23 protein-coding genes are annotated in these 22,779 nt (G+C 65.7%); 21 read left to right on the top strand and 2 right to left on the bottom strand.

What is annotated here, in order from left to right; genetic code table 11:
• Position 1: 1 nt before the first annotated feature.
• The 19 genes from A8V01_RS04475 (at position 2) to A8V01_RS04385 (ending at position 19,977) form a co-directional block, all read left to right on the top strand.
• Entirely contained in the window at positions 2-637 is a 636-nt protein-coding gene (locus A8V01_RS04475) for a TraE/TraK family type IV conjugative transfer system protein (RefSeq protein WP_103094744.1), read from the top strand.
• The gene (locus A8V01_RS04470; RefSeq protein WP_103094743.1) at positions 621-1,397 is read left to right on the top strand and encodes a type-F conjugative transfer system secretin TraK; all 777 of its coding nucleotides are present in this window, start codon (positions 621-623) and stop codon (positions 1,395-1,397) included. The genes A8V01_RS04475 and A8V01_RS04470 overlap by 17 nt, the downstream gene beginning before the upstream one ends.
• Positions 1,394-2,740, top strand: a complete 1,347-nt coding sequence (locus A8V01_RS04465) for a TraB/VirB10 family protein (protein WP_103094742.1) — start codon at positions 1,394-1,396, stop codon at positions 2,738-2,740. The genes A8V01_RS04470 and A8V01_RS04465 overlap by 4 nt, the downstream gene beginning before the upstream one ends.
• A 24-nt stretch (positions 2,741-2,764) precedes the next feature.
• Entirely contained in the window at positions 2,765-3,373 is a 609-nt protein-coding gene (gene traV, locus A8V01_RS04460) for a type IV conjugative transfer system lipoprotein TraV (RefSeq protein WP_103094741.1), read from the top strand.
• Positions 3,370-5,916: a TraC family protein gene (locus tag A8V01_RS04455; RefSeq protein WP_103094740.1), complete on the top strand. Its 2,547-nt coding sequence runs from the start codon at positions 3,370-3,372 to the stop codon at positions 5,914-5,916. The genes traV and A8V01_RS04455 overlap by 4 nt, the downstream gene beginning before the upstream one ends.
• Entirely contained in the window at positions 5,913-6,242 is a 330-nt protein-coding gene (locus A8V01_RS04450) for a hypothetical protein (RefSeq protein ID WP_103094739.1), read from the top strand. Before A8V01_RS04455 ends, A8V01_RS04450 begins: the two co-directional genes overlap by 4 nt.
• Positions 6,239-6,592, top strand: a complete 354-nt coding sequence (locus tag A8V01_RS04445) for a hypothetical protein (protein WP_103094738.1) — start codon at positions 6,239-6,241, stop codon at positions 6,590-6,592. The genes A8V01_RS04450 and A8V01_RS04445 overlap by 4 nt, the downstream gene beginning before the upstream one ends.
• Complete coding sequence (locus A8V01_RS04440) at positions 6,589-6,825, top strand: hypothetical protein (protein WP_103094815.1); 237 nt, start codon at positions 6,589-6,591, stop codon at positions 6,823-6,825. The genes A8V01_RS04445 and A8V01_RS04440 overlap by 4 nt, the downstream gene beginning before the upstream one ends.
• 19 nt (positions 6,826-6,844) lie before the next feature.
• Entirely contained in the window at positions 6,845-7,453 is a 609-nt protein-coding gene (locus A8V01_RS04435) for a conjugal transfer protein TraW (protein ID WP_103094737.1), read from the top strand.
• Positions 7,450-8,463, top strand: coding sequence for a TraU family protein (locus tag A8V01_RS04430; protein ID WP_103094736.1), 1,014 nt, complete (start codon positions 7,450-7,452; stop codon positions 8,461-8,463). The genes A8V01_RS04435 and A8V01_RS04430 overlap by 4 nt, the downstream gene beginning before the upstream one ends.
• Positions 8,464-8,600: 137 nt before the next feature.
• Positions 8,601-8,789, top strand: coding sequence for a hypothetical protein (locus A8V01_RS29110; RefSeq protein WP_245892322.1), 189 nt, complete (start codon positions 8,601-8,603; stop codon positions 8,787-8,789).
• Entirely contained in the window at positions 8,786-10,717 is a 1,932-nt protein-coding gene (locus A8V01_RS04420; RefSeq protein ID WP_103094734.1) for a hypothetical protein, read from the top strand. The genes A8V01_RS29110 and A8V01_RS04420 overlap by 4 nt, the downstream gene beginning before the upstream one ends.
• Entirely contained in the window at positions 10,714-11,808 is a 1,095-nt protein-coding gene (gene traN, locus A8V01_RS04415) for a conjugal transfer protein TraN (protein WP_103094733.1), read from the top strand. The genes A8V01_RS04420 and traN overlap by 4 nt, the downstream gene beginning before the upstream one ends.
• A 37-nt stretch (positions 11,809-11,845) precedes the next feature.
• Entirely contained in the window at positions 11,846-12,670 is an 825-nt protein-coding gene (locus tag A8V01_RS04410; protein WP_103094814.1) for a type-F conjugative transfer system pilin assembly protein TrbC, read from the top strand.
• The gene (locus A8V01_RS04405) at positions 12,642-13,238 is read left to right on the top strand and encodes a S26 family signal peptidase (RefSeq protein ID WP_103094732.1); all 597 of its coding nucleotides are present in this window, start codon (positions 12,642-12,644) and stop codon (positions 13,236-13,238) included. Before A8V01_RS04410 ends, A8V01_RS04405 begins: the two co-directional genes overlap by 29 nt.
• Complete coding sequence (locus A8V01_RS04400) at positions 13,235-14,128, top strand: conjugal transfer protein TraF (protein WP_103094731.1); 894 nt, start codon at positions 13,235-13,237, stop codon at positions 14,126-14,128. The genes A8V01_RS04405 and A8V01_RS04400 overlap by 4 nt, the downstream gene beginning before the upstream one ends.
• On the top strand, positions 14,125-14,727 hold the full coding sequence (locus A8V01_RS04395; RefSeq protein ID WP_103094730.1) for a hypothetical protein: 603 nt from the start codon (positions 14,125-14,127) through the stop codon (positions 14,725-14,727). Before A8V01_RS04400 ends, A8V01_RS04395 begins: the two co-directional genes overlap by 4 nt.
• 46 nt (positions 14,728-14,773) lie before the next feature.
• On the top strand, positions 14,774-16,213 hold the full coding sequence (locus A8V01_RS04390; RefSeq protein ID WP_048939502.1) for a conjugal transfer protein TraH: 1,440 nt from the start codon (positions 14,774-14,776) through the stop codon (positions 16,211-16,213).
• An 8-nt stretch (positions 16,214-16,221) separates the two neighbouring features.
• Entirely contained in the window at positions 16,222-19,977 is a 3,756-nt protein-coding gene (locus A8V01_RS04385; RefSeq protein WP_103094729.1) for a conjugal transfer protein TraG N-terminal domain-containing protein, read from the top strand.
• On the opposite strand, the gene A8V01_RS04380 is transcribed toward A8V01_RS04385, so the two are convergent.
• Positions 19,974-20,372 (bottom strand): hypothetical protein, encoded by a 399-nt coding sequence (locus A8V01_RS04380; RefSeq protein ID WP_103094728.1) that lies wholly within the window; start codon positions 20,370-20,372, stop codon positions 19,974-19,976. The genes A8V01_RS04385 and A8V01_RS04380 overlap by 4 nt on opposite strands.
• 194 nt (positions 20,373-20,566) lie before the next feature.
• Between A8V01_RS04380 and A8V01_RS28465 the strand changes: the two genes are divergently transcribed.
• Together A8V01_RS28465 and A8V01_RS04375 are read left to right on the top strand one after the other, a co-directional pair.
• Positions 20,567-20,737, top strand: a complete 171-nt coding sequence (locus tag A8V01_RS28465) for a hypothetical protein (RefSeq protein WP_170065827.1) — start codon at positions 20,567-20,569, stop codon at positions 20,735-20,737.
• A gap of 269 nt (positions 20,738-21,006) precedes the next feature.
• Positions 21,007-21,363, top strand: coding sequence for a hypothetical protein (locus A8V01_RS04375; protein WP_103094727.1), 357 nt, complete (start codon positions 21,007-21,009; stop codon positions 21,361-21,363).
• Positions 21,364-21,880: 517 nt separating this feature from the next.
• Here A8V01_RS04375 and A8V01_RS04370 read toward each other — a convergent pair.
• Entirely contained in the window at positions 21,881-22,270 is a 390-nt protein-coding gene (locus A8V01_RS04370; protein WP_146037180.1) for a hypothetical protein, read from the bottom strand.
• Positions 22,271-22,779 lie beyond the last annotated feature (509 nt).

The following is a 22,779-nucleotide window of genomic DNA, read 5'->3' as shown; positions in this document are numbered from 1 at the left end:
GATGGGTATCCTCTCACACAAGCGGGCGGCCGAAGATCCGCTGCTGGGTAAACCGGCGAGTTTCGGCATCCATCGCTATCTGCAGGGCTCGGCCAACCTCTTCGAGGAGAACCGCCTGCTCAAGGTCGCGGTGGCCGGCATGTTCGGCGTCACGCTCGTGCTGGGAGCGGTCATCTACACGACCAACCAGAACGCGCGCACCGTGGTCGTTCCCTTTGGCGCGTCCGGTGACCTCTACGTCTCGGGCAGCAAGCCGTCCGAAGCGTACCTCGTCGCGATGACGCGCAACATCGTCGCGCTGTCGGGAACCTGGTCGGCCTATTCGGCCGACCGCCAGTTCCAGGAGCTGCTCGGGCTTGTCCATCCATCCGCCTACGGCGCGATGCGCGACAGCCTGAACGGCGTGCTCGACGAACTGGCCGATAACCCGACCCTGTCGATCGCTACCTACATCCGGGGTGATCAGCCGGTGCGCTGGACGCCGCATGAGATTCTCGTGCCGGTCGAGAAAGTCCGCGTCATCGGCGGGGTGATCCGCAAATTCCGGGGCATTCTGCGGATCGGTTACCGGATCGAGAATGGCCGCTTCTGGCTGACCCGTCTTTCCGAGGAACAGTTCGATGCTGAAACACGCTGACCCCTGCGCGTCGCTGCGCCGCGCCCCGATGCTTTGCCTGCTGCTCCTGGCAGCGCCGGCATCGGCACAGGGTATCCAGGCTCTGCCGGACCAAACCAGCCATATCCGGCTCTCCAACCGCGACATCAATCATGTCGTGTGCGAAGGCGGCGAGATCGAGGACGTCAAGTTCTCGGCCGAGAAGGGGCTCGCCGTCGAGAAGGGCGGCGGCGACGCCTGGATCAAGTTCCTGACCCGCGAGGTCGACGATGCCGGCCAGGTCACGCGGACCTATGTGACCCAGCCTGCGGAATTCTTCGTCACCTGCAACGGCGCGACCTATCCGCTTTATGCCGAGCCCGCCGAGATCCCGGCGCAGACCGTGCTGCTTGTGCCCGGCGCGCGCCAGCGCGCGCAGGCGAACAGCGACCTGCTCGCCGCGCTCGCCGACGAGGACCGCGCGGTTTCGGTGACGATGGCGCTCCTCGACGATCATGTCCCGGCGACCTTCAGTGAGGTCGCGCCATCGGGCGTGGCGATACGGCTTGCGTCTCTGCCCGCCCTTTCGCTGACCGAGCAGCGCCGGATCGCCATCGAAGGCACCGGGCTCTCCGCGTCGGAATATCGGCTCCAGGCCGCCGCGCCGATCGTGCTCGACGAACGCCAGCTGGTCGATGCCAATCTCGGTGAGCGTATCTTCGCGATCACCCTCGACCGGGTGCGCCTGGCGGCCGGAGAAACCGCCCGCCTCGTGGTCGTACGCCGGGGAGCGGTCCAATGAACGGGCCGGACGACAGGGCGGCGGGCGCGCCGGATAAACACTCGGCCTACCAGGCGCACCTGGCCGAACAGGCCGTGCGCGAAGGCGAGGATGCGCTGGCCCGTGCCGGGATTGGCACAGCTTTTGGTCTCCCCAACTGGAAAACACAGTGGGAACGGCTGTCCGCGAAGCAGAAGCTGCGCGCGCGCCAGCTCGCGGTCGCCGCCGCCGTCGGTGCGCTCGGCTTCGCGCTCTACATGGCCTCGGGCCGTAAGGAAGAGGTGAAGAGCGCCGATCCCGCCGCCTCGCTCAACATGGGCGCGGGCCTACGCGGCGACAGCCTCGAGGTGAAGCTGCGCGGCGACCTCAAGAAAGTGCTCGACGGCCAGCAACTGCTCGGAGACCGCGTCAGCGCCATCGAGGAAGGCAAGGTGGTTCCCGGCAGCAAGTCGCCTACGGCTTCCCAGGGCAGCGATGGCGATCTGCCGCCCGCGCTGCCGGACACCGTCCCGGCCCTGCCCTATCCGCCCGAGACCGGCGACATTTCCGCGGACGCCGACAAATTGCCCGCACCGCCGACCGGTCCCGTATCTGTGGCGCCGCCCGCCCCGCCGGTCGAGAAGACGATCGGCGCGATCGGCTCGGCGACGGGTGCGATCGTAAGCACGGGCGGGCCACAAGGCGCGGCCGATGCCTCGGTCTCGTCCAAAAAAAAGAATCGGACGATCTATTTACCGCCTGGTTTCATGAAGGCGCGGCTACTGACCGGGATCGACGCGCTGGCGAGCCGGGACGCGACGAGCAATCCGGAGCCGATCATCGCGAGGGTCCAGGCGCCCGCAGTCCTGCCCAATGAGGTCAAGGCGAACCTTGCCGGCTGCTTCGTCATCGGCAACGCCACCGGCAGCCTCGCCAAGGAGCGGGTGGAAATCCAGCTCGTCTCGCTGTCCTGCGTCGATTTCGACGAGCATTCGGTGGTCGATCAGCCCGTCAAAGGCTTCTTCGTCGACACCGACGGCAAGAAAGGCCTCTCGGGCAAGGTTGTGACCCGCGCCGGCGCCACGCTCGCCCGTGCCTTCATCGCCGGCACCATCAGCGGCATTTCGCAATCGGTCGAGAGCACGTTCGGCAGCACGTCGACCTCCGCGCTGGGCTCGGTGCGCACTCTCGATGCCGCGGACGCCGCCAAGACCGGCATCGCCGGGGGACTGTCCAAGTCCTCGGACAAGCTCACCGATTTCTATCTCGATCTCGCCCGGCAGGCAGGCCCCATCGTCGAGGTCGGCGCCGCCAAGGACGTCGTCGTGGTGATCCAGGAGGGCGTCACCCTCGAGATCAAACCCGGCGCCGCCGCCAAATTCTGACCCTCGCCAACCGGAGACAGGAACATGACCATGCTACGTCCCGCATTGCTGGCTCTCCCCTTCCCCCTCATTGGCCTGTCCCTATCGGGCTGCGCGGCGGTCGGCTCGGTGATGTCGCCCTACAGCGAGAAGTTCTCCTGCAAGAACAGCGACCATGGCCAGTGCATCCATCCCGACCAGGCCTATGCCGACGCGCTGGCCGGAAGATCTTCCAAGTCCGATCCGGCCGTCACCAACGATCGCAAGCTGCTTCGGACCGGAAAAGCGTCAGGGGCAGCTGAGCCTAAGCGCCGCGATGCGAAGATCCCTGCCCTTGCCGAACCCGCTGCCACCAACATCGGCGCAGTGGTCGAGAGCCCGTCCTCGCCGATGCTGCGGCCCTCGCGAACGGTGCGCACGCTGATCCTGCCCTATGCGGACAAACAGCGGCCGGGTCGCCTCTACATGCCGCGCTACATCTATTCGATCGTCGACAGGCCCGCATGGGTCGTCGGCGACTATCTCGTCGAACCCGGCGGCCGGGTTCCCGCGCCGCCGGTGCTGCGCACCACGCGCGAAAGCGTCCCGGCAGGAAGCACTGAGCCGGCCGCCGGTGCACGCCACGACGCCCTCGAACCGGAGAGCCGGCCATGAGCGCGCGGGATGCCAGGGGCGGTCTCAGCTACCGGCGCCTGCGCGCGGCGGTGACGCGCGATGCCTATTCCGACTTCCTGCCGATGCTGGCCTGGGTCGAGGAGGAAGAGGCGTTCCTGTGCATCGACGATGGCTGGGGCCAGGCCTGGGAGCTCGTACCCGCCGCCTACATGTTCGCCCATGTCCAGCAGGCGCTGCTCGGACTGCTCAACATCCACTTCCCCGAAGGGACGGTGCTGCAGCTCATCACCTTCGCCGATCCGCTGATCGATCCCGCGCTCGATGCTTACCTCGACCTCAAGGTCCGGCCTGATCCACTGGTGCAGGCCTCGGCGCGGCGGACCGCAGACTATTTGCGCGCCGGCACCCGCGGGCTCGACTCCCTGCACGGTATCCCGGTGCGTGACTTTCGCCTGTTCCTCGCGGTGAAGACGCGGGTGAAGCTGGGCGCCGATCTGCGCCGGCAGGTCGAGGAGCAACTGGCGAAGATGGGCATCCGCCGCCTGCCGCCATCCGAGCTTGTCAGTTTCTACCGGCGGATCTTCAACGGCGTGTTCGCGTCTGCGCCCGGTGTGTTCCTGCAGGACGGCGTCGGCGACATGCCCGCGCCCTCGGTGGCGCGCCAGATCATCGAGGCGGGGCCCGACCTCTTTTTCGAGGGGCCGGAAGTTTTCCTCGGCAACCAGGTCGCACGTTGCCTGACGCCCAAGGCGCCCGCGCGGCGCATCACCGCCGAGCGCGCCAACCGGCTGATGGGCGGGATGCGCGGGAGCGCCGAAGACAGCGACCAGATCGGTGGGCCGTTCCTCTCCTGTCTCTCGGTATTGTTCGACCATTCGCAATTCGAGATCCACAAGCGCGCGCAGATCCTTTCCGCGCAGAAGGCAGCGGGCAGCTTCGCGGTCGAGGTCGGCAAGCAGATCGAGGAGATCGGCTGGATCCTCGACGAGGCCTCGAACAGCCGGTTCGTCTCGGTGATCCCGACCATGTGGGTGCTGGGCCGTGACCGGGCGCAGGCGCGCGACATGGCCGCGCGCGCCAAGCGACTGTGGGAGTCCGAACCGCTACCCTTCATGGTCCAGGAGGAGAGCTATCTGCTGCCGGTGCTGCTCGCCGCCAGCCTGCCCTTCGGGCTCTATCCTGAAAAGCGCACCATGAAACTGCTTGAGCGCGACTTCCGGATGCCGGTGAAGGCGGCCACGCTGATGGCGCCGGTCCAGACCGATTTTCGCGGGGGCGGTCGCCCGGCGCTGCTTTACGTCGGCCGCAAGGGCCAGCTTATCACGCTCGATCTCTTCGATCCCAGGATCAACAACTACAACTTTATCGTCTCGGCCGAGTCCGGCGCGGGCAAGAGCTTCCTGCTCAACAACCTGTGCCAGCAATATTACGCGCAAGGCGCGCTCATCCGCATCATCGATATCGGCGGCAGCTATCGCAAGCTCTGCACCCTGTGCCGTGGCCGCTACATCGACATCGGCGAGGAACGGCTTGTCCTCAACCCCTTCGACATGGGGCTCGCGCTCGATGGCGAAGACAAGCAGTCGGCGATCGCCATGGCGGTCGCGATCGTCGCGGAAATGGCCAATGCCGCCACCCGCAAGCCGGTCACCACCTCGCAGTGGAACCTGCTGAAGTCCGCCGTGCAGTGGACCGTCAATGGCGGGCGCGGCGAGGACGGCATCGATGCGGTGCGCGAGTGGCTGGGGCGCTATCCCGAGAACGCTGTCTCCGACCTCGACCGCGTCGAGCATCTCGTGCCCGTCGCGCGCGAGCTCGCCTTCAACCTGCGCGATTTCGGGTCGGGGGGCGCCTACGGCCATTTCTTCAACGGCCCATCGACCTTCGATATCCGCAGCGACGAGTTCGTCGTGCTCGAGCTCGAACGGCTCAAGGCACTGCCGGACCTTTTCAACGTCATCGTCATGGTCGTGGTCAACGCCGTCACCCAGGAGCTATATCTCTCCGATCGCGACCGTCCCCGCTTCGTCCTGTGCGACGAGGCCGCCCAGTTCATGACCCGCAGCGACGGGCAGGATCTCTCGCGGCTCGCCGAGGCCTTCGGTCAGGGGTATCGCCGGGCACGCAAATACCAGGGCAGCTTCGGCATCGTCCTTCAGAGCATGAACGATCTGACGCTGTTCGGCGGCACCGGCCAGGTGATCCTCGAGAACGCAGCGACGAAGTTCCTGCTGCAGGGCTCGACCTACGACAAGGCGGTCGACAACAAGATCCTCGATTATTCGGGCTTCGTCCTCGATCTCCTCAAATCGGTCCGCAACGCCAAGCCGAACTATTCCGAAGTGTTCATAGATTCGCCGCTTGGCCTCGGCATTGCGCGACTGGTGGTCGATCCCTTCAGCTACTGGATCAACACATCGGCGCCGGGCGAGGTCGCGGCTTTCGAAGCACTGCTGCGCGCCGGGCGCAGCCCGCTGGAAGCGGTGTGCGAACTCGCCGGCGTCGAACCCATGCAGATCCTGGGTGACACCGGCCGGCAGGGGCACCAGTGGGATGGCCAATCGGATGGGGCCTCGGCATGACACGCCCACCCTCCCCGCATCCCGACCAGCTGCTGCTCGACTGGGAGCAGGACCCGGCCGTGCAGGCCGCCATCGAAGCGCGCGTCGCCCAGCGAGCAGAAGCGGCCGCCTTTCGCTGGCGGTTGCGGCTCGTCGCTATCGAAACTTTCATGATGGGCGCATTGGTGACGATCGCCGGCATCGCGCTGCAGCAGCCCGTTCTGCCCGCGCTGCGCGCCGGGATCATCGTCGCAGCCGCCTGCTTTTCGAGCGGAATGCTGCTGATCGGTCTTTCCGGCGCCTGTGGAAAGCTGGTGTCGCACTTGCGGCGGTGGAGGGCACGATGAGCGCGAAGGGCGATCCAGCCCGCGATCTTCGCGACCTTCTCGCCTGTGCGCGAAGCCTGGAGAACCAGGTGATAGGCATGGAAGCGGTGGCAAGCGCCATCGTGACGGTGATCGCAGCGGAACGGCGCTATGCGCGGCTGAACTGCTTCAATCTTCTGGGTGTCAGCATCGCGAACGCGTCGCTTCTGGCCTTTGCCCTCGCCGGAACCCTCGATGCTCCGTTCCAGGGCGCCGTCGCGATCGGCGTGATCGCCGGCCTTGGCGCGGCGAGTTCCGGTCTGATCCTTGTCCCCTGGCACGAGACGGGCAGGTGCCTCGAGGCGCTGGTCCGGCGATGGAGGCAGCGGTGAACGGTATCTTCTCCTCGACACCGGCCCCTGGGCCTATCCGCCTGCTGGTCGGCAGCCAGGGCCTGCTGCTGGTGCAGTCCTCGATCGCCTGGCAGCTGCCCTCCGTGCCCGATCGGTTCCGTCTGCTCGTCGTAGTCACCGCGATCATTGCGACTGCAGCGCTGATCAGTGCTGCGATCGGCGAGGATCGCAATGGCGGCCAGCCTGGATGGAGGCGTCGCCATGGTCGCTAGTTCTGCATGTCGTCATGCAATGCGCACATTGGTATCGCTTGCCGCTATCGTCGCGACCCCAACGGCCGTCCTGGCCGCGACCAGCACCATCGGTCGCACCTGGCCAATCGCCGAACCCGATGCGCTGAGCGAGATCGAGGGCCAGGCCGCGCGCGTTCCCGATATGACGACGGCCTTCGGCCCGCGCGAGCGCTGGTCGGCGATGAAGGCGGCGTCGCTCGGAATTTCCCGCGCGGATCGGACCCGCACGGTGGTCCCTTTCTATACGCTCGACCAGGGTATCCGCTTGCCAGAGGGCAAGCTGCTCTATGCAAAGGGCTACAGCTTCAATCCGCTCGCCTACGTGTCGCTGCCCCAGCGGCTGATCGTCGTGCATCCGCGCGAGCTTGACTGGGCGCTGCGCACCACAAAGCCCGCCGACTTCATCCTGCTCGCAGCCGACAGCCCCGGCGATGCCGATGCGATCACGCTCGGCGAACGCCATGGCCGCGCGCTGTTCCTGCTCGAGGAGCGCGTCAAGGCGCGGCTCGGCCTGACCGTCGCGCCGGTGATCGTCGCGCAGGACGGCCAGAAGCTCGTGCTTACCGAAGTCGACAGGCGCAAAACCGACCGGAGTGCAGTGCGATGAAACTATTGTCGCTTCGCAGATTGCTCGCGCTGGGTTGCGGCTTTGCCGCACTGGCGGTCGCGGCTCCCGCCCATGCCTCCAAATGCGAAGCGGGCACGGTGTTCAACCCGATCACCAAGGTGCGCTGGAACTGCATCTTCCCGATCACCATCGGCGGCGTGAAGGTCGGCCCCAGCGAACCGCTCGGCAAGGCGCTCGACGCCCAGTCGGCCTCCAAGCCGCTCTGCGCCTGTCGCAAGGGCGTGACCTTCTGGTTCGGGGTGAAGGTCAGTTTCTGGTCGCCGAACAGGATGATCGACGTGGTGACCGAGCCAGGCTGCATGATGGCGCTCGGCGCGGACATCATGCCGACCGGAGGCAAGCTGCAGGGGAGCCAGAGCAGCCTCGCCGACGGCACCAACACGCGCAAAATGTTCGCGCAGATGCACTACTACATCTCGCCGGTCTGGAAGATGCTCGACATGTTCACCGACCTGCCGTGCATCGAGGACGACGGCTTCGACGTCGCCCTCATCACCGAAGTTCTGCCAACCTGGCAATCGGCGACGCTCGCCGCGATCATCCAGCCCGAGGCGATCCTGTTCGGCAATCCGGCCGCGGGGCTTGCCTGCATGGCCGACAGCGCCGCCGCAGCCGCGGGCAAGGTCGTCGATCCGCTGTTCTGGTGCATGGGTTCGTGGGGCGCGACTTATCCGGTTGCGGGCGACATTCATTTCGGGGACAGCGTCGAGGCCTGGGCGGGTCTTGCCGCGCGCGGCCTCTTCATGATGGGGAGGCTCGGCGCGCTCACAATCAGTTCGGCCGACGGCTGCTCCTTCATCCCCCAACCGGTGTGGACCAAGAGCCGCTACAAGTTCCAGCTGATGGAGCCGGTCAAGGGCGGCAGCTGCGTCAATGTCGGCCGGCCCGGCGCGCTCTGGACCAGCGCAAAGCACGCGCCCGGCAAGGACAACGCCCAGTTCATGCTCTTTGAAAAGACGATCTGCTGCGCCGGGGTATCGACGCCGTGAGCAGGTCGCCTTCCGACAACCGCGTGAAAACGCCCGGGATCAGCCGGTGGCCTGCCCGTCAGCCCATCACACCCGGCGTTTCCATCGCGGCCAGACCGGCGCCGTTTCCCCCCTGCGGCGGCGGTCGGGCGGTCGGCGTGGCCTTGGATACAGACGATGGACAGGCGGTGCTCCCCTCCTCGCCGTCTGTCGTCGCGGCCACGCTGACCGTCTTCGAGGGGCAGGCCGTGTTCAGGGCCGAGAGGCCGCTCACCGACGGCGGTGTCCTGCTGTTCCGTTTGCGGCGCGGATCGCGCAGGCTGGCGCCAGGCGAGATCCAGCCATGAAGACGCGTGCCCTCTCCCTCGCCATGGTGCTCGGCCTGTCCGTGCCGCTGTACGCGCAGACGCCGGAGGACCGCGCCCGCGCCGCGGCCGCCGCCGCGCGCGCCAAAAGCGCGGACAGCGATGCACTGCTCGACAACTACGTGACGCCGGGGATGGCGGGCCGGAGCATCACCACGATAGACTCCTCCAAAGCGTTCACGCCCGATCTCGCCTGCCAGAAGACCGCGACCTATCTGGAACTGCTTGCGCAGCCGAATGCCACCGGCGATATCGGCACACTCAGCATTTCGCGGGACAGCGATCTCGACGGCAGCTTCGACGAGGCGCTGATGGTACCCGTAGTGACTTCGGGCATCTGCGCCAACGGGATCATCTCCTGCACGCCGGGGACGTGGGATGCCTGCCGGTTCTTCCGCTGGGACACCGCGACGTCCGGGTCTCTCAAGCTCAGCGAAGTCGAGCTGACCGAGCTTGCCGGCTGTTACTGCGTCAACAACAGCTGCGGCAACAACCTGGTGTGGGGCAACATCGCCTCGGTGCTGACGGACCTCGGGGGCGGCGTGGTCGGCGCGCTCACCACTGCGGACGCGCGCATCGCCATTTCGCAAGCGTCGATCGATGGGCCGGTCATCCGCTACACCGGCGCCCAGACGACCTCGTGCACAGCGCAGTCCGCTGTCGGCGCCACCGCGTACAAGAGCAATCCGGGCGCCATCTCGAGCGACGCCTCCGCCGCCGCCCAGGCGAGCAGCGTATTCCAGGCACTCGCCGCCTCCTCGACCGGCACCGGCACGTCCGAAGTCAGCCGCAGTTGCACCATTACCCGGCAGATCACCCAGGATGAAATCACCATCGAGAAGATCATCGACCGGGTCGCGGGTGGCTATGCGACCTCCGTGACGGGCAGCGATGCCGTCACCTTTCTCATGGGCTCGCCGTCCGACAACAGTCTTTCGGGCGGATCCTGCTCGATCTTCGATTTCCATATGACGCTGCGGGTCAAGGACAGCGACCGCCTGCGCCAGGTGCTGCTCACCCGTTTCGGCGCCGACGACTGGGCGCAGATCCGTGTCGACGGCGAACTGCTGGGTTCCGGGCCGCAGACCTGGACCGGGACGGGATTGCCGCCGGGCAAGTGCGAGAAGAAGGGCGCGTTCTACCTGAACCCCGCGCTCGATCTGACCTCGCGGATGACACAAGGCGACCATGACATCTGGCTGCGCGTCGCAGTGGCCGAAGGCGGCGAAGCCTATGCCGCGATCGATGCCAGCGTCGATACCGGCTGCAAGACGAGCGAGCAGCTTGTAGATACCTGTTCCGGCTATGGGGCAAACGAGGCCTGCCGGCTGCAGGATGAAGTGGTCGACGGCGTCACGACGTTTCGCAGCGGGGTCAACACCGGCCTATCCCCGCTGCCGCAGACGCGGGTGTTCGGAACCGGCGCCTGCACCGCGCAGGTCGCTCGCGATTTCTTCCTGCGCGAGCGGACTTACCGATGCACCATCGATCTGGGAGCGGCGGCCGAGCCCGATCTCTCGCGCGGCGCCTATATCATCGATCACTCGGCCGAGACCCTGCTCGCCGATCGCATCGCGAACGCCGACGGCAGCTACAGCCTCACCACCCGCAGCTTCTCCATGCCCGATCGCGGCAGCGTCAGCGCCTGCGAGCCGATCTGCAAGACCCGCAAGGCGGAAGGGAACACGGCAGTCGCCCCCGATGGCGTGACCGGTTCGAAGCAGACCGATCCGACAGGCTGGGACTATTACTACCGCACCTGCCAGGACAGCAACGTCTGCCCGGCCGGGGACGGCGAGGAGCTCGTCCAGGGCTGCGGCTGTCTCGATGATTTTCCCGAAGCGGCAGTGATGATGCAAACGGTGCGCCTCGGCGGGGCGGACATGGTCTGCACGAGCACCGTGCGATGAGTGCCGTGCGGTCCCACCTTGCAGCGGCCATGCTGTTCATGACCGGCGTGCTGGTGTTCCCGGCGAGCGCCGTCGCCCAGCAGCTTTGCGCCGTTGATCTCGACGGCAACGGCGATGCGGCCGACGAAGGCGAGACGGCCACCTGCCATCTGACCGCTTCGGGTGGATGGATGTGCCCGATCGGCCAAACGACGTGCGAGGCGGACACGGCAGGTGCGCTTCACTGCCCGCTCGGCGATCAATATGCCTGCGAGGTTCCCGCGAGCGGCGGCGCAGCCGCCTGCTCTGCCAACCCTTGCATCGACACCGGTGCCAATCCCGTCGTCGAGGAAGCGGCGCTCGACGATCCCGGGGTCGAGGCCGATGGCGAAGTCGATGCCGACGGCAATTGCCTGGGGACGATCGAGATATTTTCGGGCCGCGCCGCGCGCTGCCGTCCCGCAGGTCTCAGCACCACATTCCAGAACTGCTGCAAGGACAAGGGCAAGATCGTCAAGGACGGCATGGGCGGTTCGATCTCGTCGATCTCGACCAAGATCGCCGTCGCCAAGGGCGTCTTCACGGGGCTCAAAGCGGCCTACACCGCCTTCAAGGCGGGGGCGACGGCAAGCCAGGCAGCAAGTGCGGGGGCGAACGCGATCATCGTCGGCATCGATCCCACCTCGATCGCGATCAGCCTTGCCGTCAATTTCATGATCGAGGTGCTGCTGCAGGGCTGCGACCAGGAGGACATGGAAGTGGGCATGCTGCGCGGCTCGGGGATGTGCCATGAGGTCGGCAGCTATTGCTCCTCGAAGATCCTGGGCATCTGCGTGCAGAAGGCGAAAGGCCACTGCTGCTTCAACACCAAACTCGGCCGCATCATCCAGGAACAGGGGCGCCCGCAGCTCAAGAGCTTCGCCGCGAAGGGCTGGGGCACGGCGAAGAAGCCTTACTGCCGCGGCTTCACGGCGGAAGAATTCCAGGCGCTCGATTTTAGCAAGATGGATCTCTCGGAATATTACGAGGAGATCGAAGCGCGTGCCCAGAGCGAAATCCAGATCGACATGAAGGACAAGATCGATGCCTATATGCAGACGATCAGCAACTAGGCGCGCCCTCCTCGTGGCTTGCCTCGCCTGTGTCCCCATAGGGGCAGGTGCAAGCGAGCCGCCGGCCGCGACCGGGCAGGCACAGCCGGAGAACGCCCGCACGCGGATCCAGGAACAGGGCGCGGAAGCGATGGAGCGCCTCAAGCGCGCAGCCGGCAAGGTGAAGGCCACCGCGGTCCCCTCGCCCGTTCTGCGCGCGAAGCCTGACGCCGCGACACAGCGCCGCGCTTTCGAAGGTATCCAACGCCGCAAGACGGATCCTGCCATGGTCAAACGGGCGGAAGCGGATGTCGCGGCGGCGCGCGAAGCGCTCGCCGCCGAGCGGGAAGCTGCCAGTCGCCGCGTCGCCCAGGCGTTGGGACTGGAACAGCCCGAAGCCGCAGCGCTGGCCGGCGTGGTCTCCGCTGGTAGTGAGAAGCGCTGGGTGCCGGTGCTGTTCGTGTCGTCCGCGATGCCGGTTGCGACGCTGCGGACGTATGCGGGCCAACTTGCGCGCGTCGGCGGGGTCATGGCGTTTCGGGGGATGCCAGGCGGAATGCGGCAGGTCGCGCCGATGGCGAAACTGTCGGCGGCGATCCTGCGCATAGACCCGGGCTGCGACGGTCCCGCCTGCGCCATGCGCGATGTGCAGCTGATCGTCGATCCGCTGGTCTTCCGCCAGCATGGCGTCACGCGGGTACCCGCGCTGGCGATGGTGCCCGGCGATCCCACCCAGCCCTATTGCGAGCGCGACGAAGTGCTCCTGCGCGCGCCGCATCTCGTGTTCGGCGACGCGGCGCTTACCGGGCTGCTCGAGGAATATGGCCGCCTCAGCGGCGGAGAGGAGGTGCGGAATGCTCTCGCTCGCCTGGCGCGCCGGTAAGCGGCTCTGGCGCGAGGCCATGGATCTGCCGCTGCGCGCCGCCGTGGCGCTCGGCGCCAGTGGCCTTGGCCAGCCGGCGCGCCCCGCGCAGCTGTTCAAGGCTTACGGTATCGTCCTCCCGATCGGTCTCTTCGCCTGGTGGGCGATGCCGCACATGACGCTGGTGATGACCCCGTCGATCGATGCCTGGGTGGTGCATCGCGCGCCCGGCCCTATCGGGCGCGGCGATCTCGTATCGTTCATGCTGTCGGACCCGGTGGCGGGTCCAAGGCCCGTCCATGTCACCAAATATGCGCTGTGCATGCCGGGCGAGCCGATCGTCATGATCGAGAAGGCTGGTCGCCTCGGGCAGCCCGGCAATGGCTGGTACTATTGCAACGGCCGCCTGATGGGCGTCAGCAAGCCGGTCGGCCGCGGCGGCAAGGCGCTGACGCACTGGCACCCGGGCATCACGCACATTCCCGAGGGCATGATCTTCGTCGGATCGCAGCATCCCGATGGATACGACAGCCGCTATTACGGGCCGGTCGCGATCGATCGTCTGACGCGGATGGAGAAGCTACTGTGAGACGGCGGCTTGCCCTTGCCGCCCTGTTGCTGCCCACCCAGGCGGTGCTGGCGCAAGCGTCCGGCGGCGCAGGCGCGCAGAGCGGCACCCACGGCTACTGGTGGTATGAGGCGCCGCCCGAGGTGGAGAAGGCCAAGGAGGGGAAGGCTGATCCGGACGCGCTGGTGAAACCGATGATCCCGCCGATGGCGGAACTGGCGACCTGGACGCCGCCGAAGATCCGCACGCTGATCGAGCAGCAGCGCGACTATGCCGCAACCGTCCTTACCGTCGAGGCCGTATCGGACTTCTGGCGGCTGCAGGACTTCGCGCGGCGCAAGGCCCGCGCCTTCGCGGGCGTTACCCAGCTCGCCATGCTCACGCATCCCGAGCTCAATGCGAGGGCGGCGAACCCGATGGTCGGCGAAGCACGCGATGTGCTCGGCGCGCAGAAGGACCAGCTGCGCCGGCAGTATCTGCGCGCCAAGGCGGGAGAATTCGCGCTGGTGATGTTCGCGCGCGCGTCCTGCGGCTACTGCCGTGTGCAGTGGCCGATCGTCCAGCGCTTCCAGGACGAGATGGGCTGGCAGGTGAGCCTCATGGATCTCGACCGCAAGCCTGAGCTTGGGCAGCGCTTCGGGGTCGAGGTGACACCGACGACCATGGTCATTCGCCGGAACAGCGCGCAGCGCATGGTCATCGCCGCCGGCGTCGAGACATACCCCAACATCGTGCAGATGGCCTACCAGGCGGTGCGGCTGTTGAGCGGCGATATCCGGCCCGAGCAGTGGCTGACCGCCGCGGGTGAGGAAGACGGCTTCTTCGATGCGCTCGCCAATGGGCCGGTCTCCTCGACCGATCCGCGCGTGATCGGCGGCGATCTTATCGATGTGCGGGAGCCTAAACTATGAGGCTGCGCGTGCGCCTTGGATACGCCCTGCTGATCACCGCAGGATTTTGCGCGGCGAACCCGGCTTCAGCACAGCAGACGGGGACCAGGGACGTCGCCAGGCGGGCCGCCATTCACCCGGTATCGACCGCCGCCGACATGCGACAGTGGCTATCGCGCGCTCCGGTCACACACGCCTTTCCCCCCGACTTCGAAACCATGCTACGTGGCCAGGCCTCGCTCTATGTGATCGAGATGAGCACCGCGCCCGGTTGCCTGCCCTGCGCCGATCTGTGGTCGAAGCTGCTCGCATTCCGCGCCCGCTATGGCTGGCAGGTGCGGACCATCGGCGCCGAGGAGGCGATGCTGCGCTCGGGGCGCCTGGGGCTCCCCTGGGTCGGCAGCCCGGTCGCATGGGTCCGCGCTGCCACGGACCCGAACCGCATGGTGCCCATCGCCATCGGCACGGACCATGCACCGAATATCGCGCGTAACGCCTGGCTCGCGGCCCGGATGCTGACCGGGGCGCGGACCGCCGTCAGCGTACGCGCCATGTCCAAATTCACCGGGATCGTCGGCGTGAGGGCGCCGGCCTCCTCTTCCAACCCGAAGGGACGCTGATCATGGCGGGGCCGCGTCACCTTTCCACCTCACCGGGATGCCCGCCATGGAATGTAATCCACGCCGCCTGAACCGTCGCGCTCCTGCCTTAGTACTCTTCCTGGTGGTCGCGTCGTGCGGCCAAGCGGTTCCCGCCCATGCGCAGAGCTGGGCAGAAAGCTGGTTCGACAATGTCACCTACACATCGCCCGGAAGTTTCGAGGACCAGACCCGCGGCTACGTGACCGCGGGCGGGATGTCGGGCCGGGTCGATGTCCATGACGACTATCTCATGAGCCTGACGCTCCCCAAGGTGAAGGCGGGCTGCGGCGGCATCGACATGTTCCTCGGCGGTATGTCGTTCCTCGATCCGGAATATCTCGTCGAGAAGCTGGAGACGATCCTCCAGGCCGCGCCCGCAGTCGCCTTCCAGTATCTGCTGGAAACCCTCGACGAGAAGATGGGGAATATAATTTCAAAGATGGAGGCCGCGACCAATTACCTGAACTCGATCCAGGTGAACGACTGCCGTCTTGCCAACCGCATGGTTCAGATCGCCAAGGGCGACGACAACATGTCGGGGATCCTCGAGGAGATGACCGGCTACAAGTCGATCCGCGAGGGCTATGCCAACAGCTGGCAGCAGAGCCGCGAGAAGATCCAGGCGAACAAGGGCAATCCGACCGAGGACCTGAAGGACGCGCTCGAGAATTGCCCGGCGGAGGTCACCGAGATCTTCAAGACCGGCTCGCTCCTCGCGCATGCCGCCGCCCGAGTCGGCGCTTCGGACTGGGCGGGCGTCATGCGGGCCCGGGTCGGCGACGTCTACATGCGCTGGGATGCGAACGACAAGGTGCCGGTGTTCTCGGCCATTCCCGCCTGCCCGCACCAGGACACCGAAAGCGCGGACGATTTCCTGACCGGCCGCGTGCCGACCCGTGCGCTCAACATTCCCGCCACCGCCTCGGACTGTTCGGTGAACGGCAGCGGGCGCGGCGCGCTGGTGCTGGCGCGCGAGAAGATGGAATCGGTCGCCGCGAAGATCCGCACCCGCTCGGCGCTGACGAGCGAGGAGAAGCAGTTTGTCGCCAACGTGCGGACCCTGCCAGTCTATCGCCTGCTTGAATGGGGCGTCCGCCAGGGCCTGACCGACAGCGTGATCGCCGACACCGACGAACTGGTCGCCCTCACCCTCGCCTACCAGATGCTCAACGACTTGACCCGTTCGATCGACTTCGCCCTCCAGAACGCCGAGCGCGGCGTCACCACGGCGGGCGCGGCCGATGCCGAGAACACGAACGTGTGCCAGACGCGGATTCTCACCAAGGGTATCGAGCAGCTTCGCGAACTCCGGGACGAGGTGCTGCGCCAGCGCGCGCAGATGCGCCAGTCCTACATGGCCGCGATGAACCAGGCGAACCTCTCCGCGAGCTATGCCGGGGTCCTGCGCCAGCGCGACCGCGACGCCCGCGATGCCGCGGGCGCCAACGCCAATCGTAACCGGTGAGGTCCGTCATGCGCTCCCTCCTTCGCCTGCTGATTGCCCTCGCCGGCTCGCTTGTCGCGACGCCCGCGCTGGCGATCGATTCCAGCTATTACACCTGGGACGGCTTTTCCGAGACCGTCGATGCGTTTCACCTGATCGCGATGATCTTCGGCGATCCGCGCTACGAGACGCTGGTGGTGATCATCGCGGTGGCGGGCATCGCCTTCGGCGCGGTGATCGCCAGCATCCGGGGCTCGGGCATGGGGCTCGTCGCCTTTGGCTTCCAGATGCTGGTCGGCATCGGCCTGTTCGCCGGGTTGATCGCCACTACCGGCACGGTCCATGTCTACGACCGAGTTCGCAACGCCTACCAGCCGGTGGGCGATGTCCCCAATCTCATCGTGCTGGTCGCGGGCGTCACCAATCTGATGGAGCGGGCGCTTGCCGAGACGATCGACGACAACACCACCGAACCCAACGCCAAGCTGGAGTTCGGAGCAGGTGGTCACGCGTTCGACCTCTTCCTGAACGCGGTGTCTCCGCGTAGCCCGATGGTCGACACCTTCCTCGATGCGACGGTGAAGGACTATGTGCGCCAGTGCTATCCGGTGGCGCGCGTCTCCCCGGCCTACGGCGTCGACGACGACCAGCTCTTCCGGACCTCGACCGACCTTCCCGCCTCTTTCGCAGCGATGGCCGGGCCGGCAACCTTCTCGACCGTGTTCACGGCGAGCGACAAGGCGGGAACGACAGTGAGCTGCGAGGCGGCATGGAACCACATTTCCGAGCGTCTGTCGGATTCCACGCTGCTCGATGCCTACAGCGACCAGGTCTGCGCGCGCACCGGCTTCGACGTGACCCAGACGGCCCAGCGCGATCGCTGCCGCCAGCAGATCGACGGCCTGGGCGATATGATGCTGGGGCAAGCGATGAACCGGCAGAAGTTCCTCACCAACATCCTGCTCGGCCAGACCGTGGGCGACGTCCTGTTCGAGGATTCGCCGGCGGCGACCGCACGGGTGATGGCCAACCGCGCGATCGAGTCCAACGGGCTCGCCACGCTCTCGACCGCCAACGAGTGGATGCCGACCATCCGCGCCTCGGTCTTCGCGATCATGCTGATGATGATGCCGATCGCGCTGCTCTTCATCCTGACGCCGATCAACCTCAGGGTCGCGAGTTTCGCGCTCGGCCTCTTCGTCTTCGTCGCGCTGTGGGGCGTGATCGATGCCGGCATCTACCAGCTGACCCTCGGCCGCGCGATGGACGTTCTGGCCGAACTGCGCGCGACCAGTGTCGCCGCCGACAGCTGGATTCTCGCGCCTTCGGCGGCGATGAAAGCACTCGCGATCTTCGGCTCGTTCCGTACAGCAGCCGCTGGCCTGGCGGGCGCGTTCGTGTTCACGGTCTTCCGCTTCTCGGGCAACATGTTCACCGCCTTCACCTCGGGCATGCTCGGGGTCCAGGGCCAGGGCAGCATGGCAGCGGCGACGGTCGGGACCAGCGAGGGCTACGCCTCGGCGCTTGAAGCGCAGGCGTCGGCGAGCGGCACGGCTGCGCGGCGATCGGCGTCCTCCGGGTTCGGCGACTTCGGCGAGCGCAGCAGTTTCGGTCTCGACCGGGCATTCGGCTCCTCCGGCACCGTGCTCGGCGAACAGGGCGGCGGCGCGAGCGGGACTGCCGCGTTTGGGCTTGGCCGGACCGACGCCGCGCGCGAACTGGGTGGCCTCGCCCCTGCCCTCGCCGGGCGGGACCTCAGCGATCCGGCGACGGCCCACGCGGTTCGCGCCAATGCCGCGACATCGGCCATCCATAACTTCGCCCAGGGCGATGCCTTGCGCAAGCTTGGCACGACGTATTTCGGGGAAGGACAGCCCGGCGAGCGGGCCTTTGCCGCCTTCGCGCAGAACATGGTGCAGTGGAAGGCCTTCGGCGACAGCCAAGCCTACGAGATGATGCAGTCGGGCGCACAGCGGCACTTTGAGCGCAGCGGCTATGACGCGAAGGATGCGGCGCTAAAGGCCTCCACCGTGATCGGGCAGGCAGGCGCCGATCCGACCTTCGCCAAGCTGACCGCCAATGCGTTCGACCAGGAGCAGATGCTGCGCAATGACCTGACCGCAGCTGAGACGCAGATCGGGGCGATGGAGGGCCGACGCGACTATGCGGGGAACCGGGTCGCCGCCGTCGAGCGCGGCAATGTCGCGACCGAGCAGGCGCATCGCACCGGCGGCAACCAGGGTCAGCGCCAGGCTGCGGGTATGCTCGGCCTCTCCGTAACCGAGACCAGCCGTCGCATCGGCTTCATCAATGCTCTCTCGGGCGAGGCGCGATCGACCGCGATCAGCCAACTTTCCCGCGCGACCGGGCGGAGCGAAGCGCAAGTGCTGCGCGCGCTGGAAAGTTACAATGCCGCGGTCCAGGTCGGCACGGCCGATGGCGCGAGTGCCGAGGCGGCGCGTGAAGGCACCAGCGTCTATGGGCGCACGCGGGAGGCTGCGGGCTACGACTTCGCCGAGCGGTCGGGCAAGCTCGACGCCCAGCGCGAGATCGGGCCCGACGGGGTGCGCAGCAATGCGCAGATCGGAGAGCAGCGGCGGCAGGCGGATAATGCCGGCTTTGCCGAAGGGGCTGCGGCGGCCGGAGCATCGGTTCGGGAAGCTGCGCGTCTCGATGCCTTCATCCGCGCGCTGGCCGGTACCGCTGGCAACCAGGTCGACATGGCCGAGGGCGGCGCGGAAGGTATCGCCGATCGTGCGCGCAACGAGCGCCTGACCGGGATCGTCGAGCGGGAGCGCCTCACCCGCACCCAGGCGCTGCTGCGCGCGCATGGTGTCGCAATGTCGAAGCGCCAGATCGCCATGGACCAGAATGGCGATGTCAGTCTCAACCTGACACCCGAACTCGCGGCGCAGATGTGGCGCGGCGGTCTCATCAACGAAAGCCAGCTCGGCGCCATCGCCAATGGCGGGCATGCGCGCTTCAGTTTCGCGCACAACGATCTGCTCGTCTCGAGCAGCACCGGGTTCAGCCGGTCCGCGCGCAATGACACCAGCACGCGCTTCGAGGCCGGCAAACAGGCCGGCCCCGACACGATCGAGCATTTCCTTGGCAGTGGCCCGGAGGGTCAGGCTGCCATGGCCAACTGGCTTCGCGGCGGGTTCGAAATGGATCGGCGGGGCAACTGGAGGCTAAAGCCCCAGGTGGCCGATACGCTGGAACGCGACGTCACCGCGATCATCGCGCAGACGGGATGGCAAAGGTCGCTTTCCCGAAACGCAGACCATCAGACGTCAAACACTGAGAGCGTATCTGGGGATCTCTCAGCAACGGCGAGCAGAGGCGTAAGCAGTGGCGGCAAAGCCAAGGACAAGGGCAAGGACGATAATTCGGGAAGTTCCGGAAACGCCGTGGGATCGCTAAGTGGCAAGGTGGGAATGGATATCTCCGATCGAGGCGCTGCAACCGTTTCGGCACAGTCATCGATGGACATTGTCAACTACGACGTTCGTGAGGTGATCGCGTCCGCAGAGAAGGCCGCGGCCCGTTCGGGACGTCCTGAGGAGACATTTGCAAAAGGATTGAGCGACGGAGTTCTCGGCAATCAGGGACTTCGAAATCGTTACCTAGAGCAAGCAGATTCCGGCCGCGGTACTATGCAGCTTACCGCCCCACTCACGTCGATGGAACAATCATCGATTCTGAGTTCGGGTCGATTGTTGATGGATCGAGATCATGGCCCTGCGGACGGAGATCCGACGTTTAAAGAGCGTCGAGATCCCTAATGTTTATCTTTCATCAGGCCGATATGTCTGTGGTAGATGCTCCCAGATCGTATATCAAACGGATCTGTATAGGGATCGATCATAGGTTTTTGCGACGGTGGCCCCGACATAATCACCCATTCCCCACAGGCAACCTTGGCCTTGAGGAAGCCATATCCCAGGACAGCAGCCACCGTGACTGGGTTGAACACAAAGATCAGCAACACCATCGTGTTAGCGAGATAGATGTTCAGCCGATCGAAGGGGGTGGCCATCATCAGTTCGAGGCCGATCCAGTAGAGCAGCGCCAGAGCCATGTAGAGCTTGGCATACCAGGGGCGCCAGAACCAGTCGGCCGCGCGCGGCGATGGCGGGGGCGCCTCTTCTGCCGGTTCGACGTGATCAACATCCTGCATGTGCAGAGCCTTTCCGAAGAGGAGAATAGCACAGGCTCCCACAGCAGAGAAACCTGGCGCGGTGGGTCGAGGGAAAAGACGATGCGAACCATCGCCGCCTTTACCCACCTTCCCTCCCTTCCTCTCCACCCTCCCCGCCGACGCTCACCGATCGTTTTCCAGGCGAGACGGCCGCTGCCGTCCTGGAGGTCACCGTGACGAAGCGGAAGCGGCGCGATCCCGAGCCTTGCCCTGCTCTGTCGCCGCGAGCCGAGGCTGCCATCATGCGTCTGGCGGAGCTTCTTGGCCGCCAGATCGCGCGGGAACTGCATGAAGAGCAGAACCGGCAGAGGGAACAGAAGGATGATCCGGCAAGACAGCCGTAGTGATGGCACGCTATCAGCATGAGGAGTTTATCCGGTCTTCGGGAATCTCGTCGGAAGACGCGGATGGGCCGGGCCGTGCAGCTGCATTGAGCGCTTGTTTCACCCGCTTCAGCGACGAATGGCTCCGCGGCGTACTGACTCCCGACGCTATAAACAGTATGGGCCCGCTTCGCGTATGATCCTCGCAGATGAGTGCCGTTTGGCATGGATGCCTCCCGGCGCGACATATTGCCGGCGCGGATATGGTACGGATATTTTGAGTAGCTGAAGTGAAGGCAGTTCACGGCAACATCGATGGCCCTCTCGCGCTCGACGAGGATATCGCACTCTACGGCAGGATTTCCGGGGGCGCGACAGTTCGCAGCGGCAAGCGATTCATCCTCCATGGCACGATCGCCGGCGATTTGCGGGTGGAGAAAGATGCCCGCGCCGTGGTGCGCGGAACCGTCGCCGGGCGCATCTACAACGACGGCGGACGGGTGGAACTGTTCGGCATGGCCGATGCCATCGCGAGCAATTCACACGATGGCGTCACCATCATCGATCCTGCTGCACACGTCCTTGGCGGCGGGAAACATCGTTCGGCCGCCTTTCGACGATCGGGAACGAGGCACTTACCGCTATAACGGCGGCGCGTGAGGGCGGTTTTTCCGATGGCCCCATAGCTAATCAATGCGGGATTGCCGCGCCCAAGGCATTGGAGCCAACGACGTTCTTATTTATCGAACGCCCTCATGCAAAATCTGATGTTGCACCAGGTTCTGAACGAGCGCAGCCAATCCACAGCCTTTTTGGGCATCCTCTCCTGACTTTTAAAGGCTGGCCCTGGCGGCCAGCTTCTTTTTCGCATGATGTTTCAGGACGTCGTGCCGAGAACCATGCCCCGCCGCATGGCAACGTTCGCAGCAAGGACGAACGTGGTCAACATGCTATGTTCGACTGCACATACCATGGTCCGACCTTGCAATATTGTAACGCGATTTGACGGCCCAAATGAGTTATTCACTGGCAGCGACCCGAAGGACGCCACCGGTGAGGCGGCGCTCAAGACTGGAGCCTTCCGGGAGTGTCCATGCGGAAGGCTCAATTTTTTCGCTCGAGGTCCGGGCGTGCGGAGTAGATGGCGCGATTTTGTGGCGCCACCTAGTTAGGCTCGGTCTCAGAACCATTCTCTTCATCGGCAAGGCGATGGAGATCCTGCTCGATGGTTTGCAGGATCGGCACGATGATTTCCTCGACGTCCTGATCGCGCAACGCCTCACGAGCCAGTTGCACCTTGACGATCGCCGCTTCGATATTCGGCGCCGGGAGGGATAGCAGAGTCTGGACTGCAGACTCGTAGGGGACGGCGAAACTGGCATCGGTTCGTTCCCATTCGTGTACCCTCGCACAGGCTTTATCATAGTCTTCGGGGGTGAGATTAGGATCAGGACAGGGCGTGCTCGCCCGCCACTCGGTGAAGGCATGGCGGCTCTTCCGAAATTGCTCTATCGCCGCGAGCCACGTCGCGACCATGTCGTCTCGCGATGTCATCCTCAAAGTCCCCGTACCAGTTGCAGGCGCGGCGCACGATAATCGATTTGCCTGGTCGCATACAAATCGGCCCTCTGCGCCGATCGCATCGGCTGTCCACGAGATAGCGACGGGCCTGGGAGATCGGTGTTGCAAGACTGCGGAGTCAGAGGTGGATTTTTGCCGGAAGGTGACCGGATTACTGTTGGCTGGCGGGCGGCAGGGAAGCGGAGCTGAATAGAGCCAGCTTCGGCGCGTGTCCCACAACATTCCGCCTACCTATTTCGACATCACCCGTCTTTATCCCCCGGAGAGGCCGCGCTAAATCGACCTGATGGATTATCGCGTCAGACTCATACCTCGCCTCCATCCTGTCGATGCCAAGGGACAGCCCGGCCCAGATGCTCCTGTCTTCGAAATCGCCTTTCCCGAAGCGTCGATCCAGACGCTGCGCGGCCGCGCCGAGAGGATCACCGGTCAGCGCAGCGCCAGGATCATCGCCGGCGATACGTCTTGTGATGGTGCGCCCC

Origin of the sequence: Novosphingobium guangzhouense (assembly GCF_002896965.1) — a bacterium.
GTDB classification, from domain to species: domain Bacteria; phylum Pseudomonadota; class Alphaproteobacteria; order Sphingomonadales; family Sphingomonadaceae; genus Novosphingobium; species Novosphingobium guangzhouense.
Note: the sequence above shows the minus strand (reverse complement) of the source record. Positions and strands in the feature narration are given on the sequence as shown.